12 protein-coding genes are annotated in these 16,953 nt (G+C 66.2%); 10 read left to right on the top strand and 2 right to left on the bottom strand.

The features are described 5' to 3' along the window. The first annotated feature begins 541 nt into the window (after positions 1–541). The 7 genes from NFH97_RS14820 to mgrA all read left to right on the top strand — a co-directional run bounded on the left by NFH97_RS14820 (position 542) and on the right by mgrA (position 12,012). On the top strand, positions 542–1,894 hold the full coding sequence (locus NFH97_RS14820) for a UDP-glucose dehydrogenase family protein (RefSeq protein WP_349625059.1): 1,353 nt from the start codon (positions 542–544) through the stop codon (positions 1,892–1,894). 10 nt (positions 1,895–1,904) lie between these two features. Continuing rightward, complete coding sequence (locus tag NFH97_RS14815) at positions 1,905–3,818, top strand: glycosyltransferase (protein ID WP_349625058.1); 1,914 nt, start codon at positions 1,905–1,907, stop codon at positions 3,816–3,818. Between the two features lie 90 nt (positions 3,819–3,908). Then, a complete protein-coding gene (locus NFH97_RS14810; protein ID WP_349625057.1) occupies positions 3,909–5,477 on the top strand; it encodes a PilZ domain-containing protein in 1,569 nt (522 codons plus the stop codon). A gap of 81 nt (positions 5,478–5,558) precedes the next feature. Then, the gene (locus tag NFH97_RS14805) at positions 5,559–6,437 is read left to right on the top strand and encodes a polysaccharide lyase (RefSeq protein ID WP_205254744.1); all 879 of its coding nucleotides are present in this window, start codon (positions 5,559–5,561) and stop codon (positions 6,435–6,437) included. Positions 6,438–6,616: 179 nt separating this feature from the next. Beyond that, positions 6,617–7,873, top strand: a complete 1,257-nt coding sequence (locus tag NFH97_RS14800) for an alginate lyase family protein (protein ID WP_083970380.1) — start codon at positions 6,617–6,619, stop codon at positions 7,871–7,873. A gap of 29 nt (positions 7,874–7,902) precedes the next feature. After that, on the top strand, positions 7,903–10,674 hold the full coding sequence (locus NFH97_RS14795) for an SEL1-like repeat protein (protein ID WP_349625056.1): 2,772 nt from the start codon (positions 7,903–7,905) through the stop codon (positions 10,672–10,674). 309 nt (positions 10,675–10,983) lie between these two features. Next, positions 10,984–12,012, top strand: a complete 1,029-nt coding sequence (gene mgrA / locus NFH97_RS14790) for an L-glyceraldehyde 3-phosphate reductase (RefSeq protein WP_124803047.1) — start codon at positions 10,984–10,986, stop codon at positions 12,010–12,012. Between the two features lie 118 nt (positions 12,013–12,130). On the opposite strand, the gene NFH97_RS14785 is transcribed toward mgrA, so the two are convergent. Continuing rightward, positions 12,131–12,583 carry a hypothetical protein gene (locus NFH97_RS14785; RefSeq protein WP_045992561.1) on the bottom strand — a complete coding sequence of 151 codons (453 nt, stop codon included), beginning with the start codon at positions 12,581–12,583 and terminating at the stop codon, positions 12,131–12,133. Beyond that, on the bottom strand, positions 12,583–13,431 hold the full coding sequence (locus NFH97_RS14780) for a tyrosinase family protein (protein WP_349625055.1): 849 nt from the start codon (positions 13,429–13,431) through the stop codon (positions 12,583–12,585). The genes NFH97_RS14785 and NFH97_RS14780 overlap by 1 nt, the downstream gene beginning before the upstream one ends. A 279-nt stretch (positions 13,432–13,710) precedes the next feature. Between NFH97_RS14780 and NFH97_RS14775 the strand changes: the two genes are divergently transcribed. The 3 genes from NFH97_RS14775 (at position 13,711) to NFH97_RS14765 (ending at position 16,894) form a co-directional block, all read left to right on the top strand. Further along, the gene (locus tag NFH97_RS14775) at positions 13,711–14,010 is read left to right on the top strand and encodes a 2OG-Fe(II) oxygenase (protein WP_124803051.1); all 300 of its coding nucleotides are present in this window, start codon (positions 13,711–13,713) and stop codon (positions 14,008–14,010) included. Positions 14,011–14,302: 292 nt separating this feature from the next. Beyond that, a complete protein-coding gene (locus NFH97_RS14770) occupies positions 14,303–15,721 on the top strand; it encodes a DUF1800 domain-containing protein (RefSeq protein WP_349625054.1) in 1,419 nt (472 codons plus the stop codon). A gap of 33 nt (positions 15,722–15,754) precedes the next feature. Then, complete coding sequence (locus NFH97_RS14765) at positions 15,755–16,894, top strand: DUF1501 domain-containing protein (RefSeq protein WP_045992557.1); 1,140 nt, start codon at positions 15,755–15,757, stop codon at positions 16,892–16,894. The last annotated feature ends 59 nt before the right edge of the window (positions 16,895–16,953 follow it).

The raw sequence follows: 16,953 nt of genomic DNA, 5'->3' as shown, positions 1-16,953 counted from the left end.
AGCCTAAGCCACTGTTCAACAAAGCATTCCTCCCCTCATTCGCTGATGGCGCTGTTTCACTGCCGGGTCATCCAGCTCGACGTTCGCCGCGGCTCGACGCCTGGCAGACCTGCCGCTACTCGGCGTCGACAACGTCAGCATGGCGATCGTCATGCCGCAAAAACCGTCTCAAGCATGATGCTCCGATCGGGTGCTGATCGGCGAAACGTAAAAAAACAGTGTTTTCACTTTATTTTCAAAAGCTTATCACACAAAAAATCATTGGCGTATCCATAGAGCAACATATAACTAGCTGATTTTAAATGCTTTATACGAACGTCGCGCACCATTGTCTGTTAATGGCGACATTCCGGCCGACCATCGGTCATCCCGGAGAACGCTCACTAGAGCACGCATCCAAATAAGTTGTTGTTTTTAAAATACAAAAAGATAACTGGATCGATCCTTGCCCTCATTGCGGTCAGAACAAGGCTTTCCCGGCGTCCCTCCGACGCCCGAGGCAAGGCCGCCAATATCACAAGCGACGGCAAGGAGTGAGTTCATGAAAATCACGATTCACGGCTCGGGTTACGTAGGACTGGTCACCGGCGCCTGCCTGGCCGATGTGGGACACGACGTGATGTGTGTGGACGTCGATCAGGTCAAGGTCGCCCGCCTCAAGCGCGGTGAGGTACCGATCTACGAACCAGGCCTCGAGGATCTGATCCGCCACAATATGGAAGACGAGCGCCTGACCTTCTCCGATAGCCCGGAGGAAGGAGTGGCCCATGGCCTGTTGCAGTTCATCGCGGTGGGAACGCCCCCTGACGAGGACGGCAGCGCCGACCTGACCCACGTGCTTGGCGTGGCCCGTACCATCGGCCAGCACATGGACGGATATCGCGTCATCATCAACAAGTCCACCGTCCCGGTGGGGACCGCCGACAAGGTTCATCAGGCGGTGGCCGATACCTTGGAGGGACGCCAGGCCGAGGCCGAGGTCGACTTCGACGTCTGCTCCAACCCGGAATTCCTCAAGGAAGGCGCGGCTATCGAGGACTTCTCGCGGGGGGCGCGGATCGTCATCGGTACCGACAGCGACAAGGTCCGCAAGCTGATGCGCGAGTGCTATGCCCCCTACAGCCGCCAGCGCGACAAGCTGATGTTCATGGACGTGCGCAGCGCCGAACTGACCAAGTACGCCGCCAACGCCATGCTCGCCACCAAGATCAGCTTCATCAACGAAATCGCCAACCTGGCCGAGCACCTGGGTGCGGACGTCGAGCAGGTCCGCCACGGTATCGGCAGCGACCCGCGTATCGGCTACCACTTCATCTATCCCGGCTGTGGCTACGGCGGCTCCTGCTTCCCCAAGGACGTCAAGGCACTGGCTCGCACCGCCAGCGAGGTCGGCGCCCCCGCCCGCATGCTGCAGGCGGTGGAAACGGTCAACGACGCCCAGAAGACGCGGCTGTTCGACAAGCTGGAACTGGCGCTCCACGGCAACCTCAAGGGCCGCACCATCGCCCTGTGGGGACTCGCCTTCAAGCCCAACACCGACGACATGCGCGAGGCGCCGAGCCGGGTACTGATGGAACAGCTGTGGCAAGCCGGCGCCCGGATCCAGGCCTACGACCCCGAGGCCTCCGCCGAGTGTCACCGCATCTACGGCGAGCGCTCGGACCTGTGTCTCTCCAAGCAGCGTGACGCTGCCCTGGAAGGCGCCGACGCCCTGGTCATCTGCACCGAGTGGAAGGCCTTCCGCACCGTCGACTTCGACAAGATCGCGCGCACCCTCAATCACCCGCTGGTGATCGATGGACGCAACCTCTTCTCACCCGAGGACGTCGAAGCGGCGGGTCTCGAATACTACGCCATGGGTCGCGGCGCCTCCCTGCAACACCCCCGGGTGTAAGGACGCCACCATGTCATCGCTACCCAAGCACACCTCCGTGGCCAGCAAGGCCACGGAGCTGACCACCCTGGCGCTGCTGCTGTCGCTGCTGATCGTGCTGGTCAGCGAGTTGCCCTCCGAGGTGTTCTCGCCGGCGTCGAAGAGCTTCTTCTTCGCCATTGGCGCGGTCGGTGCGTGGCGCTATTCATGGTGGTTCGTCCAGGCGCTGCGATCGGTGTGGTACAACCGCCGCGTCTTTCCACAGATGCGGGCCGAGGCCGACGCCCTGGGAGAGTCCGGCAAGCCGTCAGAGCTCTACGTGCTGTGCACCTCCTTTCGCATCGACCCCGACGTCTGCTTCCGGGTCTACGACGCGCTGATCAAGGAGACGCGGCACTATGGCGTGCCGACCACCATCTTTGCCTCGGTCTCGGACCAGACCGACGTGGACATCATCTCCCACGTACTGCAGGAACACCGCTGGCCGTCGCACATCGAGGTCCGCTACATGTTCCAGAAGGGCGACGGCAAGCGCTCGGCGATGGCCGAGGTGCTGCGTGCGATCTCGCGCCGGGCCCCGGCCCCCGACGCCCTGCTGGTGTCCATGGACGGGGATATCCTGCTCGAGCCCGGAACCCTGGAGCGCTCGCTGTCGTTCTTTGCCCTGCGCGATGATCTCGGCGCCCTGACCACCAACAACAGCGCCATCGTCACCGGCAACGACGCCACAAAGGAGTGGTACGACCTGCGTTACGCCCAGCGTCATCTGGTGATGAGCTCGATGTCGGTGTCCGAGCGGCTGCTGGTCCTGACCGGCCGCTACAGCGCCTTCCGCGCCGACCTGGCGACCCACCCGGACTTTATCGACATGGTCGAGAACGACCACGTCGAGCATTGGCGCTTCGGCAATTTCAAGTTCCTGTCCGGGGACGACAAGTCGACCTGGTACTGGTTGCTCAAGAACGGCTGGAAGATGCTCTACCTGCCCGATGTCTACGTCTCGGGATTCGAGGAGCTGCCGGACCGCAAGCGCTTCTTCGCCTCGACCACCGACCTGATGCGTCGCTGGTACGGCAACATGCTGCGCACCAGCGGTCGCGCCATTGCCCTGGGGCCGAGGCCGATGGGGCTATTCACCTGGTGGAGCCTGATCGACCAGCGGCTGTCCATGTGGACGACCCTGATCGGCCCCATCGTGGCGATCCTGGTGACGCTGTTTGTGCGGCCGTCGTTCATCTTCGCCTATGCCCTGTGGATCCTGTTCACCCGCGGGATCTCCACCTCGATCCTGGCCTGGCAGCGTGGTCGCTTCAGCCTTCTGTGGATCCCGCTGATCTACTACAACCAGGTCTACGGCGCCCTGCTCAAGACCTACGTGAGCTTTCGCTTCAACCGTCAGAAGTGGTCACGCCAGGGCATCTCCGCCGGCGAGCCAGGTGATGAAAAGGCGGTTCGCCGCCAGCGTCGCATGGGTCACCTGCTGCATGGCTTTCATGTGTGCCTGATGTTGTTCGTGCTGACCCTGGCCACCGGCGTACTGAAGGTACCTGACGCTACCTCGCTGAAGATCCTCGAGCGTGCAGGCCCGGTGCCCAGCGACAGTGCCGCGCTGCCTGACGCCAGTCGCTGGCTGGCCAGCCGCATCGAGGATGGCTCGGGCGAGCTGCGCCTGCCTGCCGGCGAGCTGCGGATCAGCGATCGGCTGATCGAACGCCTGGGCGCAAGCAGCATCGGCGAGGCCACCAATCTCAGCGGCAGCCCCCAGGGCACCACGCTAGAGGTCCCGCCGGCGTTGATCGACCGCCTCAAGGACGCCCAGGGCACCACTCCAGCCCCCGGCGATCTGTTGAGCTGCACCGACCAGCAGCGCTGCTCGCTTGATCTTCACGACACCAGGCTGTCGCTGAGTGACCTGCGCATCCAGGTGCAGCCACGCCACGGCTGACAACGACGACACGGCCACACTTTGTCGCTGAGCCGCATGTACGGCCAGACACCGCCACGGCTCAGCGAATACTGACTTCAGGACACCGATATGAGCGATTACTTCGACGACAAGGACACCTCCACACCTCGCCACGAGCCCACACACCAGCCGGAACCCGCACCGCGCGCCGAACCCCATCTGGGCGATGCGCGCTCCCAGCCGCGCCAAGAAGAGGCACCGGCAGGCTCGGGACTGGCCCATGAGCGCCGCGATGAGCGCCGCTACATCCGCGTTTCGCCGACCTTCGAGGTGCGCTTCGATGACGGCAACCGCTTCCGCGGGCTGGACCTGTCCCAGGGCGGCTTCGCCATCGAGAGCCCGCGCCCGATGCGCCAGGACGCCAGGGTGCGCGGCAGCATCGCCATCACCACCGCCAGCGGCGAGCTACTGGTACCCGTGAGCGCCCAGTGCCGCCATAGCCTGGCGCTGGAAGGTCGCGGTGGCGCACACCACGCCGGCTTCGAGATCACCGACATCTCCCCCTCCCACCTTGAGCTGCTGCGCCGCGTGGTCCGCGCCCATCTGGCCGGCCGGCCGCTGGACGTCGAGCAGATGGTCCAGGGCGAGGATGCCCAGACCCCACGCAAGCGTCGCGGCACCGGCAGCACGCCCCAGGCGGCGGCTCGTCCGCCGAGGCCCATGGGCCGCTACGTGGCGCTGTTCATTGGCTTCGCGGTGCTCGCGGTGGTCGCGGCGGCCACCGCCTATCGCAACTTCATGCTGATCGAGCCCAACTTCGCCGCTGTCACCGCGCCACGCATCGACATTCGTGCACCGAGCCCCGGCATCCTGATGGCGCACGAACTCAAGGCAGGTGACCGTGTCACACGGGACGAGCAGCTCACCCGGGTCAAGGACGTCGATCTGGAGTCTGACCTGATCCTGGCCGAGGCCGCCCAGCGCTACAACAGCCAACTGATCGAGAACCTTCAGGAAAACCTCGACGGCGCCAATGGCGGACAGGTCAGCCTGGCCAACTCCGCCGAGCCCGGCAACGGTGACGCCGTGAGCTTCGAGACGGTGTCCCCGGACATCGCTCGTGCACGTATCGATCAGTTCGAGACCGCCCGGGACTTCCAGGCGTCCAGGGTCACCGCGCTGCAGGCGCGCCAGTCCCAGAACGAGATCTACAGCCCCTGCGACTGCCTGGTGGCGTGGGCGCTGTCGAGCTCCGACGGCACCTATATCAACGAAAGCGAAAAGATCATGACGCTGATGCGTACCGGCGACGACGAGGTCATGGTCGAGGCGCTGGTGCATATGGACGACATCGATCGCATCGAGCCCGATCAACTCGCCTATCTGTCGCTGCCCAACGCCTCCGGCCCGATCAGCGCTCGGGTGCGCAGCGTGGCGCTGGACATCGAGCGCCAGCCGCGCGCCGGCTTCCCGAGCTGGGTACGCCAACAGCAGAACGTCGCCAGCGTGCTGCTGGTACCGGAAAAGCCGCTGCCGGTGGAAAGCGTCGGTACTCCGGTGGACGTGCGCTTTACCGAACAGGCCCTGCTGGGCGCCACCGCCGAGTGGATCTGGCAGAGCGGCCGCCGGGTGGTCCAGCAGGCCAGCCAGCTGTTCTCGGGCATTGGTGACAACGACGCCGCCGACACCGCCGGCTGAGCCACGCTCTTTCTTTACACGTATCCGTCCCACTTGCCACGACCACCGCGGTGGTCGTGAGCCAACAGGAGATCGAACGCCATGTCGACACTGACGACGCGCCTGTCCGCCACCCTGCTGGCCATCTGCGCTACCCAACCCGCCCTGGCGGACAACGGCGCCAATGACAGCGACGCCGATCAGCAGAGCCCCGGCGTCCCCCAGGTCGCCGCCTGCTCGGCGCGCCATCCGCTGGTCGCCTCACCCGCCCCTGCGCTGGGTGAGAAAAGCGCCCACGACGCCATCCGCGAAGGCTTCGACACCACCCGTACCTGGGGCACCGAGGAGAACGTCGAGCTGTTGTCGGGTCATTCGGCGACACCGGCGCTCAGGGTCCTCTATCCCGAGGACACCTCCTCGCCCGGCGACACCGACACCGGAGGCGCCGGCTTCTACACCGAGCCTTCCGCGCTCGAAGGGCGCGATCACGCCTGCCTGAGCTACCGGGTTCGCTTCGAGAGCGGGTTCAACTTCGTCAAGGGCGGCAAGCTGCCGGGGCTCTACGGCGGCGAAGCGCCCAGCGGCGGTGACGATGTCACCGGCGAGAATGGCTTCTCCATGCGCTACATGTGGCGCGAAGACGGCCAGGGTGAACTTTACGAATACGTGGTCGGCGGCGAGGGCGACTACGGCGACTCGGTGGCCCGAGGCCGCTTCACCTTCCCCACCGGTCAGTGGGTCACCCTGGAGCAGGAGATCATCCTCAACGACCCCGGCAAGGCCAACGGCATTGCCCGGGTGTGGGTCGATGGTCGGCCGGTGCTCGAGCAGACCAATCTCACCTACCGTACCGACGACGACGTGCACATCGATGGCCTGATGTTCTCGACCTTCTTCGGTGGCCACGGTGAGGACTGGCGCACCCCCAGTGACCAGCACGCCGACTTTGCCGACTTCCGTTTCTACGCCCCCCGTTCATGATCGCGGCGCCCCCAGGGGCGCCGCCAAGGAGACGCTTGATGCACCCATCCCATGGCTCATCCCCCGGTCCCCTCCCCACCCGAGGCCTGGGCCCATCGATGCCGGCATTCGAATCCGGCCGGTGCCACCACTTCGACCAACGCTCGGCAAATCCGCTCAAGCGTCTGGCACACAGAGTGATGGGATGGCCGACGGCCAGGTTGTCGGGAAAGCTGGCAACGGGCCTGACGCTCGGCCTGACGATGGGTGCCGCCCTGGTATCGTCCGCGCACGCCATGACCCTGGAAGAACGGGCCGAGCTGGACCTCAGCGACTACCGAGTGACCAGACCTGACGCCTCCTACTTCGATGTAGAGGCCCGCATGGAAACACTGGCCGACACCGACAACTCGATCCTGTTGCAGGAGCTCGATCAACTGACCAACGGACCCAGCTGCCAGCAACTGCTGGCCCAGGAGCCGATTACCACGCGCCTGCGGATCCCCGGCTATTATCCCAGCCCCAAGGAGTGGGAACTGGCATCCGAACCCCTGTTCGACTTCGAGGACAGTGTGTCGATGCTCGCCGGCTCCTTCGTGGCCACCGGCGACACCTACTACGCCGACTGCCTGGTGACCTTTCTCGATCAATGGGCCCAGCACGATGCCCTGACCGACTTCCACTACGATCCCAAGGAGCCTCAGGCCTGGTTCGCCACCGAATCGATGATCTTCGCCGCGGGCATGGCCTACTCGGTGGTGCGTCCCCGCGTCGAGGGCAGCGACCAGGCCAAGCAACGTGTCGAGCAGTGGCTCAACCGGCTCGCCCACAAGCACGCCGCCATTCAAGGGCAGCCCGGCAACAGCTGCTGCAACAACCACTTCTACCGCCGCGCCCTCTACGCCAGCATGATCGGCGTGATTACCGAGGACGATGAGCTGTTTCGCTTCGGCGTCAGCGCCATCCATTCGGCGCTCTCCGACATGACCGAGCGCGGCGCCTTTCCGCTGGAGATCGAGCGTGGTCGTCGCGCCACCCACTACCAGAACTATGCGCTGCTCTACCTGATCACCAACATGCAGGTCATCGCACGCCAGGGCTATGACATCTTCGAACTCGAGATCAACGGCCACGACATCCACGACGCCGTGGACTTCGCCATGACCATCTTCAACGATCCCGAGGCGCTTGGAGACCTGGCGCCCCACGAGCAGTACACCGGCTTTCTCAAGGACAACCAGTACTTCGCCTGGATGGAGATCTATCAGAGCCGCTTCGATGACCCGCGCATCGAACGGTTCCTGGCCCAGGTGCGTCCGGTCTACAACCGCAGCGCCGGCGGTTACCAGACGTTGTACTTCATGTCACCCGAGGCGCAGCAGCACCTCGTCGTCGATGAACAGGAGCGCGAGACCACCGCCTTCGAGGGTCTCGACGACGACAGCGCGTCGCAGTGACAGCACACGATCAACCAGGAGGCCTGCTTATGATGCTCCCCCGTTTTCGCCCCCACACCGCCCAGGGCCAACGCTGGTCCCGGGCCTTTCCGCTCACCGCCTCGGTCGCCGTGGCGCTGTGGCTCGGCGGCTGCGCCGCCCCCGGTACCGAGTTCCAGAGTACCGGCGTCGACCCGCTGCCTGCCGAGTATCAGGACTTCTTCGACAAGGAGCAGCCGCGCAACCCCGAATGGATGCATGACAACACCCTGGAAGAGGCGCAGCAGCTCGTCGCTGCCGGCCAGACCCGAGAGGCGATCCTCAAGCTCAAGGGGCTGGCCGCCCAGGACATCCCCAAGGCCTACTACGAACTCGGCAAGATCTGGGATCAGGGCAAGGGCATCCAGGCGGACCCCGCCAAGGCCGCTGCCTACTACGAGGACGCCGTGCGCACGCCGTCCTATATCCTTGGCCACGCATCGCTCAACCTGGCCAAGCTGAGCCTGGAACAGCAGGGTGCGCCCTATCGTCCGGTACTGGCCTACTATCTGCTCGAGCAGGCCATGGAAGAGGAAATCGGCCGTGACGAAGGCGTGGTGATGGCCTCATTGCTGGCCCGCGGCGCCGACGGCGTCGCGGCGGACCCCCAGCGCGCCCTGGCGCTGTATCGTCAGGCGGCGAACAACGGTAATCCGGATGCCATCCTGGCACTGGCCAACGCCTACGCCGAGGGCGGTTGGCTCGACACCGACAAGGCACGCTCGCGCGAGTACGCCGAGCGTTACGCCGAAGGCCTGCGCGAGCGCGCCGGCGGCGGCGATATCAAGGCGATGACCGAACTGGCTGAGCTGTACTCGGCCGACGGCCTGCTGGCCGGCAACGACGATCGCCGCCTGCACTGGCTGACCCAGGCCGCCCAGGCCGGTGACCCCGACGCGGTGGCCAAGGCGGGCCGCGAGATGCTCGACAGCGGCCGCGCCGAACAGGGCGTGACCCTGCTGACCCAGGCGGCCGAGAACGGTGACGTCGACGCCATGGAGCGCCTGGGCCGGATTCTGCTGGAGGGCGACGGCCTCAGGGCACGGCCAATCGAGGCACGCAATTGGCTCGAAAAGGCCATCGACGAGGACTCGGTCGACGCCCGCGTGACCCTGGGTCGCGCCTTGCTGGAAGGCGATGCCCTGCCGGCGGAACCCCAGCGCGGCATCCGCCTGCTCGAGCAGGCCGCCCGACACGACGATCCGCTGGCACTGGCGATGCTCGGCCAGGCCTACCTGGCCGACGAGGTGGTGCCGACCCAGCCGGTGATCGCCGCCCGCTATCTCGAGCGCGGACATGAGCTGGGCCATCCGTTTGCCACCGAACAGCTGGGCGCGCTCTACCTCAGCGGCCGTGGCGTTGCCACCGATCCAGCCCGGGGCGAACGGCTGTTGCGCGAGGCCATCGACCAGGGGCAGAGCGGCGCCCTGCGCACCCTCGGCGAAGCCTATCTGGCCGAGGACGGCCCCCTGCCCTATCAGCCCCGTGAGGCGGAGCGCCTGCTGACCCAGGCGGTGGAAGCCGGCGATACCAGCGCCGCCACCCGCCTGGGCGAGGCCTATCTGACTGGCGAGCTGAGCGGCGAGCTGAGCCCCGAGACGACAGGCCCGAACCCCACCCAGGAACCGGGCGGCGACGCCATGGCCGTGGCCGATGGTGCTTCGACCCAGCGAGGAAATTCTCGGGTGGATCACGGACGGCGCCTTCTGGAGAACGCCGCCGAGCAGGGCGACGCCTACGCCATGGTCGTCCTCGGCCGCGCTTACCGCGACGGTACCGGGGTGAGCCGTGACCTTGCCCAGGCCACCGAGTGGCTCGAACGGGCCGAGGCCGCCGGCCACCCCTCCGCCGCCGAGGCGCTGATGCGCACCCAGCGCGATCGCGGCCAGGCCGGTGACATCCAGGCGCTGATCGCCTCTGCCCGTCAGGGCAACGTCAACTCCATGGCGGACCTCGGCCGCGCCTATCGCGACGGCCAGGGCGTCGGGCGCAACCTGTCCGAGGCCAGCCGCTGGCTCGAGCGTGCCGCCCGCCAGGGTCATCCAGGCGCCGCCGCCGCGCTTGGCCGCATGTACCTCGACGGTGAAGGCGTCGCCCGCGACCCGGCCAAGGGCGCCGAACTGCTCCAGGTGGCGGTGGCCGGTGGCCACGCCGGCGCGCGTGCTGACCTGGGCGGCATGCTGCTGACCGGAAACGGCGTGGAAGCCGACCCCGAGCGGGGTCGTCGCCTGCTGAGCGAAGCCGCCGAGGCCGGCAACGAGTATGCCGCCCAGACCCTTGGCGAGGCCTACCTCGAAGGCAATGGCGTCAGCGCCGACCCGGCCGAGGCCGAGCGCTGGCTGACCCGGGCCAGCGACGCCGGCAGCCTGTCGGCACGCGCCCTGCTTGGCACCGCCCTGGTGCGAGGCGACCAGAGCCTGGCTCAGGACCCGAGCCGGGGCGAACAGCTGCTGACCAGCGCCGCCGACCAGGGACACGCCGGCGCCCAGGCCAGCCTCGGCCGCGAGTACCTGCGTGGCGAAAACCTCGAGCGGGACACCCGCCAGGGCGCCGACTACCTGCTCAAGGCCGCGCGTCAGGGCCACGAGACCGCGCGGCTGGCGCTGGCCAAGGCCTACCTGGCCGCCAATGGCCTGGAGAACGCCAACCGTGAGCAGGCGCTGGTATGGCTCGACGGGGTCATGGACGGCAACTCCCAGATGGCGTCCCAGACCCTGCACGACCTGCTCTCCGACGAGGCTACCCTGGCCGCCATGCCGGAGACCATGAACGCCGGCGGCTGACCCCTGCCCCCTGACGTCATGCCCCTGGCGTCACGCCCCAGGCGCCATGTGCCCACTAACTGGCACATGGCGCCCTGGGTTACCTCACGGCTTCTCATGCCCGCAGCTTCACCGTCGCCTGAGTCCCCCTGAGTCTTCTCCCGCTCGCCTTTCCAGGCGCTCACCATCTTGCCCGCACTGCGCCCTTGCCTGCGTGCTGCCCGCCTTCACCTGGCTTTTTCGGGGCGGCCCTTTTGGATACCTCGACAAACACAGCTAAAGTGCTGAGACGACAGCCTCGGCGCCCGTGCGCCCTGACAGGAGACCACCATGAGCTATCGTCCCGCCGAAGACCGTTACGAACGCATGCGCTATCACCGCTGCGGTCGCAGTGGCCTCAAGCTGCCCGCCCTGTCCCTCGGGCTGTGGCACAACTTCGGCCACAACGCCCATGAAGACAACGCTCGCGAGATCTGCCGTACCGCCTTCGATCACGGCATTACCCACTTCGACCTGGCCAATAACTATGGCCCGCCGCCTGGCAGCGCCGAGTCCATGTTCGGGCGCATCCTCAAGACCGACTTCGCCGGCCACCGCGATGAACTGATCATCTCCACCAAGGCGGGCTATAACATGTGGCCTGGCCCCTACGGCGAGTGGGGCAGCCGCAAGTATCTGCTGTCGAGCCTCGACCAGAGTCTCAAGCGCCTGGATCTGGACTACGTCGACATCTTCTACTCTCACCGCTTCGATCCCGAGACACCGCTGGAAGAAACCATGGGCGCGCTGGACCAGGCGGTACGCTCGGGCAAGGCGCTCTACGCCGGTATCTCGTCGTACAGCCCTGAGCGCACCCGCGAGGCCGCTCGCCTGCTGCGCGAACTGGGGACCCCCTGCCTGATCCACCAGCCCAGCTACTCGATGATCAACCGCTGGATCGAGGACGACGGGCTGCTCGATGTGCTGGACGATGAAGGCATCGGCTCGATCGTCTTCTCGCCACTGGCCCAGGGCCTTTTGACCGCCAAGTACCTGGGTGGGGTGCCTGACGACAGCCGTCTTGCTCGCGGTGGTGCGATCCGCGAACAGCACCTGTCCGACGACAACCTCGAGCGTGTCAGGGCGCTCAACGCCATCGCCGAGCGGCGTGGCCAGAGTCTGGCGCAGATGGCGATTGCCTGGGTGCTGCGCGGCGGCCGCGTGACCAGCGCCCTGATCGGCGCCAGCCGCCCCGATCAGGTCAGCGACTGCGTCGAGGCCCTGGACAACCTCGACTTCAGCGACGAGGAGCTGGCCGACATCGACCGCTACGCGGTGGATGGTGGGGTCAATCTATGGGCCCAGTCCTCCAAGGCCTAGGGCTTGTCTGAAAAGTGCCTGCGCTCGTCGACTTTTCGGACAGTGCCTCGGCAAGCCAGCTCGGCAAGCCAGAAAGCATCAAGCCTGCCGCGCACACCGAAACTGCGCCTGCGCTCGATCACAAGGTGACCAGTTGCACCCCGCTGCAACACACCAGTGACTTGTCGCCACGATCGGGCCAGGCCTCGCGCGTATAGGCGTAGATCTGGATGTCCAGGGTGCTCTTGCCGGCGTGCAGATGGCGCTTCAGGGCCTGGGTCACCGGTACCCGCTTGAACGCCGGTGTCATCGGATGGGAAGGCCGGGTATCGAAACGTCTGAGACCATCCGGGCCATGGCAGTGTCCTGGCGAGCCCCAGCATTCGGCGTGGCCGAACAGCGCAAAGGTGCCGGCATAGCCCCGGCTTTGCGGGGTCACCCTGGCCGGCAGGCGCGCGCTGAAGAAGAGCCAGGCGGTGTAGCTGGGGCGCAGGTGGTGGATGCCATAAAGCTCGACGAAGGCTTCCTCGAACTCATCGGCGCGAAGCGCGCCCAGGTCGAGCCGCGGCAGGCGATAGCGTTGCTCGATCATCAGGCCTCCTCCAGACCGCTGCCGGCCAGGGTCAGGTCCGCCACCGAACGGGCATACTCGTAGCCCAGCGACTGGACATTGAGCACTTCACCGACGGTCAGGCCGAAGGGTTCCAGCACGATATCCTCGAGCCCCGGGGGAAAGTTGGTGATGCCGTGGCGCTTCTGCCACAGCGACCAGAGCCGGTCGATCATGCAGTGGTGAGAATAAAAGATCGGATCATAGGCGGCGTAGGTGGTGCTGGCCATGGTCGCACCGACATAGACGTGGAGCTGATCATGCACCGTCTCGATCAGGTCGTTGAACTGCTCGAAGGTGTCCACCCGCTCCACCAGGAAGGCCGCGATCTCGCCCAGCGTCGCCCGGCCATCGCCGTTCACGTCGGCCACTGGAAAGGAAAACACCGGCAACAGGCCGTCGGGATTGCGCTCGGTGACCAGGTCCACCGGTTCGGGCACCTGGGGGGGATAAAGCTGGATGCGCGAGGAGTGAAGCGGATTCTCCTCGCCATCGATCAGCGCAACATCGAAGGCCTCGGGAATGCCCTCGCCTTCGGTCCAGTCCCACCAGGGGATCGAGACCTCTTCATCGATATCCTGCAGCGACTGCTCCAGGCGATGGAGGTAGGCTCGGTGCCAGGGCAGAAACAGCCTGGCGCTAAGGCTGGTGCGAGGCGAGAACTGATGATGCCAGCACCAGCGCCCCGGGGCGCCATGGATGCCGGCGTAGTGGTAGAAGCCTCGATTATCCTGTCGAGCCTTGGACGCGCCCAGTGCAGCGATGTAGCGGCGCATGTGCACACGCTCGACAGCTTCCACCGGCAGGCGATACATCATCTGACCCGACATGCTTCCCCCTTGCCGTCGCTGTCGACGGCAGTCCCGGGAGCCGAAGGACGATTATCCCTGGCTCGTTTCAGCCTAGTTCAGTCCACAGGGCTCGGCCACGCCGCCGTTCGCCCTCATTACCGGCCAGCCAGCCGGCTCGGCTCGCCCCCGAGACATCGTCCTGATGGTCCCAGCCTGCACGGAGCGACCGCCCGTTATTGAGCAATTACTCAAAATGCGTTTGAATGGCGTCCACCCACGACATCACCGAGTCGTCCCGCGCCCTTCCAAGGAGTCCCCATGGCAAGCGTCACCAATCGAACCCTGCTGGATCTGGGGCGGCTGACCGCCAACCTGGTCACCTACCCCGAAGGCCACAGCGTCTATCGCCACAACGACCCCATGGGTGGCGGCCGCTACTACAAGCTGAACCTCATCCTGAAGGCCCCTCGGGCCGGCGGGGTATTCGAGACCGAAAAGGTGATCTTCAACCTGTTCGACCGGGTGATCCTGTTTCGTCCCGACCTCTACCAGCACAGCGTCTCGAAAATCGAAAAGGGCAAGCGGGTGCTGTTGAGTATTGCCCTGCACACCCCCTAAGCCTACGGCTTGCGCCCCCACCGAAGGCTCTGACCTGAGGCGTTGTCGTTGGCGTTGGCGTTGGAGTTGGCGCGACACGCCTATCGAAAATGCACGAAAGGTGCGCCTTAGGCCGGTGCAAGCGTAGCCCTGGCCTCGGACCTGGGCCTGCTCGATCATCCCCCCCTGCTCGGCTGAACGCCCCCGCCACCTACCGACCAAACTGTTGGCGATCCCCGGCACCTCACCCCAGGGCCGGCCCCCGGCATCCTGCCCCAGGCTTCGTCAGCCATGCCAACAGGAGGCGTCAGCTGTGACCACCACCCTCGTTCAGGCGGAAATCGCCGCCAATCGCTTTGGCCTCGGCGCGGGGCCAGGTGAGCTTGCCGAGATCGCCAAGGACCCCCAGGGCTGGGTGCTGGCGCAGATCGACGAGGCCGAACGAGCGCCACTGATCGAGCCTCTCGCCGCCCTGCCATCCACCATCACCTACCTGGAGCGCTTTGATCGCTTTCGCCGCGACCACGCGGCCGCCCGTCGACGCATGAGCGAGGCCGCCGCCAATGACAAGCCCACACAGAGCCTGCCGACCCTGCTCGAGCGTTTTGGCGCGATGAAACAGGCCGAGATCCAGGCCAGGGGGCGCCAGCAGTGTCTGAGTCCGTTTCCGGTACTCGAGCGCTGGGTGATGTTCTGGAGCAACCACTTCACCGTGTCCGCCGACCGCGGCGGCGTACAGTTGCTGCCCGGGGCCTTCGAGCGCGAGGCCATCCGGCCCTATGTGTCGAGTAGCTTTTCGGCCATGTTGCTGGGCGTCGAGCAGCATCCGGCCATGCTGCTCTATCTCGACAATGCAGCGTCGGTGGGCCCCGATTCGCCGCTGGCCAGAAGTGCCAGAGCCTCTGCCGGACGGCTCGGGCTCAACGAGAACCTGGCGCGGGAAATCCTGGAGCTGCATACCCTCGGCGTCGACGGCCCCTATCAACAGCAGGACGTGGTCGAACTGGCCAGGGCCATCACCGGATGGCGGACACGGCTCGAACTGCCGCCATCGACCGAGGCGCCGGCCCTCGGACCCTACGGCAGCCTGTTTCATGGCGCGGCCCATCAAGGCGGCGAGCGAGAACTGCTGGGGCGGCGCTTCGCTGCAGGCGGGGCCAGGCAGGGGCGTGACATGCTGCGCTTTGTGGCCGGCCAGGAGGCCACCGCAACCTTTGTCGCCACCAAGCTTGCCCGTCACTTTGTCGCCGACGATCCACCCGGTGAGCTGGTATCGGCCTTGGCCTCCACCTTCCAGCGCGAGAACGGTCGCCTGTCGGCGCTGTTTCGCACCCTGTTCAGCCACCCCCAGGCGTGGCAGCCGCAAGCGCTCAAGTTTCGCCGTCCGCAGGAATATCTCGTCGCGCTCTATCGCGCCCTGGGCAAGGCACCCTCGCCCGATGGCAGTGACTGGGGCCAGCAGCTTCGACTGCTGGGCCAGCCACCTTTTCTCGCCGGCGCCCCGGCCGGATGGAGCGATGATGCCAACGACTGGATCGGTGCCGACGCCTTGAACAAGCGACTGCTGGTGGCCCAGCGCCACGCCGGTGACGCCAGCGGCGAAGCCATGGAGCTGGCCCAGCAGAGCCTGGGCCCTCGCCTGCGTGAAGCCACCGCCGTGGCGCTCAGTCAGGCGCCCCGCAACCAGGCGCTCGCCATGGTGCTGGCAAGCCCCGAGTTTCAGTGGCGCTGAGCGCCGTCGCGACACCACCCAATGGAATCCGCCATGTTCAACCGACGCGAGTTTCTCAAGGCACTGGGCGCAGGCACCAGCCTGCTGCTGTGGCCCTCGCTGGCTGCGGCCGACTCCCCGCTCGGCAAGCGCCGCCTGGTCGTCGTGCTGCTGCGCGGTGCCCTCGATGGCCTCGCCGCCGTCCCCTGCGACAGCGACCCCGCCTACCAGCGCTTGCGCGGTAGCCTGGCATCGCAGGAAGGAGTCGTTGCACCACGACTGGACGGGACCTTTTCGCTGCATCCGTCACTGGCCTTCTGCCACCGTCTCTACCAGGCCGGCGACTTCGCCGTGGTTCACGCCTGCGGACTGCCCTATCAGGGACGCTCGCACTTCGACGCCCAGGAGTGCCTGGAAAACGGCACCGCCACCCCCACAGGAAGCCGCACCGGCTGGCTGAATCGTGCGGTGGGCAGCCTAGGCGACACCCAGGGACTGGGCCTCACCTCCTCCCGCCCGTTGTTGATCCGTGGGCCGGCCCCCTTCGCCACCTGGTCGCCGTCGGCGCACGGCACCACCCAGCCGTCACTGGCCCAGCGGGTCGCCGCGCTCTATCGACAGGATCCCCGGCTGGGCCCGGTGTTCGAACGCGCCCTGGCGATGCAGCAGATGGCCCCCACCGATATCGACAGCGGTGGCCTCCTGAAGGACACCCTGGCGGCGGCAGCACAGTTCCTGGCCGTCGCGGATGGCCCCCAGATCGCCATGGTGGAAGACGACGGCTGGGACACCCACGCTCGCCAGAATGCGGTGCTGTCACGCAAGCTTGAACAGCTGGATGGCGGGCTTGCGGCGCTGCACGGCAAGCTCGGCGAACGCTGGCAGCACACCGCCGTAGTGGTCATCACCGAGTTTGGCCGCACGGTGGCCGTCAACGGCACCGGCGGCACCGATCATGGCACCGCCAGCTGCATCCTGCTGGCCGGTGGCGCCATTCGAGGGGGGCGCGTCCATGGCCAGTGGCCGGGGCTCGCCAGGTTGCGTGACGACCGTGATCTGATCGCCGCCCAGGACACCCGCGCCGTCCTCAAGGGTGTGCTGCGCGACCACCTTGGCCTCGATCTCGATCCCCTGGCCGAGCAGGTCTTTCCCGACAGCCGGCAGGTGGCCCCTCTAGCAGGCCTGATTGGCTGAGCGGATGGCCTGATCGGACAGCCTGGGCTGACTCACTGAGCCAGCGTCGATAGCCTGGT

This window comes from Halomonas sp. SCS19 (assembly GCF_040147015.1).
Lineage (GTDB): Bacteria > Pseudomonadota > Gammaproteobacteria > Pseudomonadales > Halomonadaceae > Halomonas > Halomonas litopenaei.
This window is presented reverse-complemented; position numbering and strand designations above follow the sequence as displayed.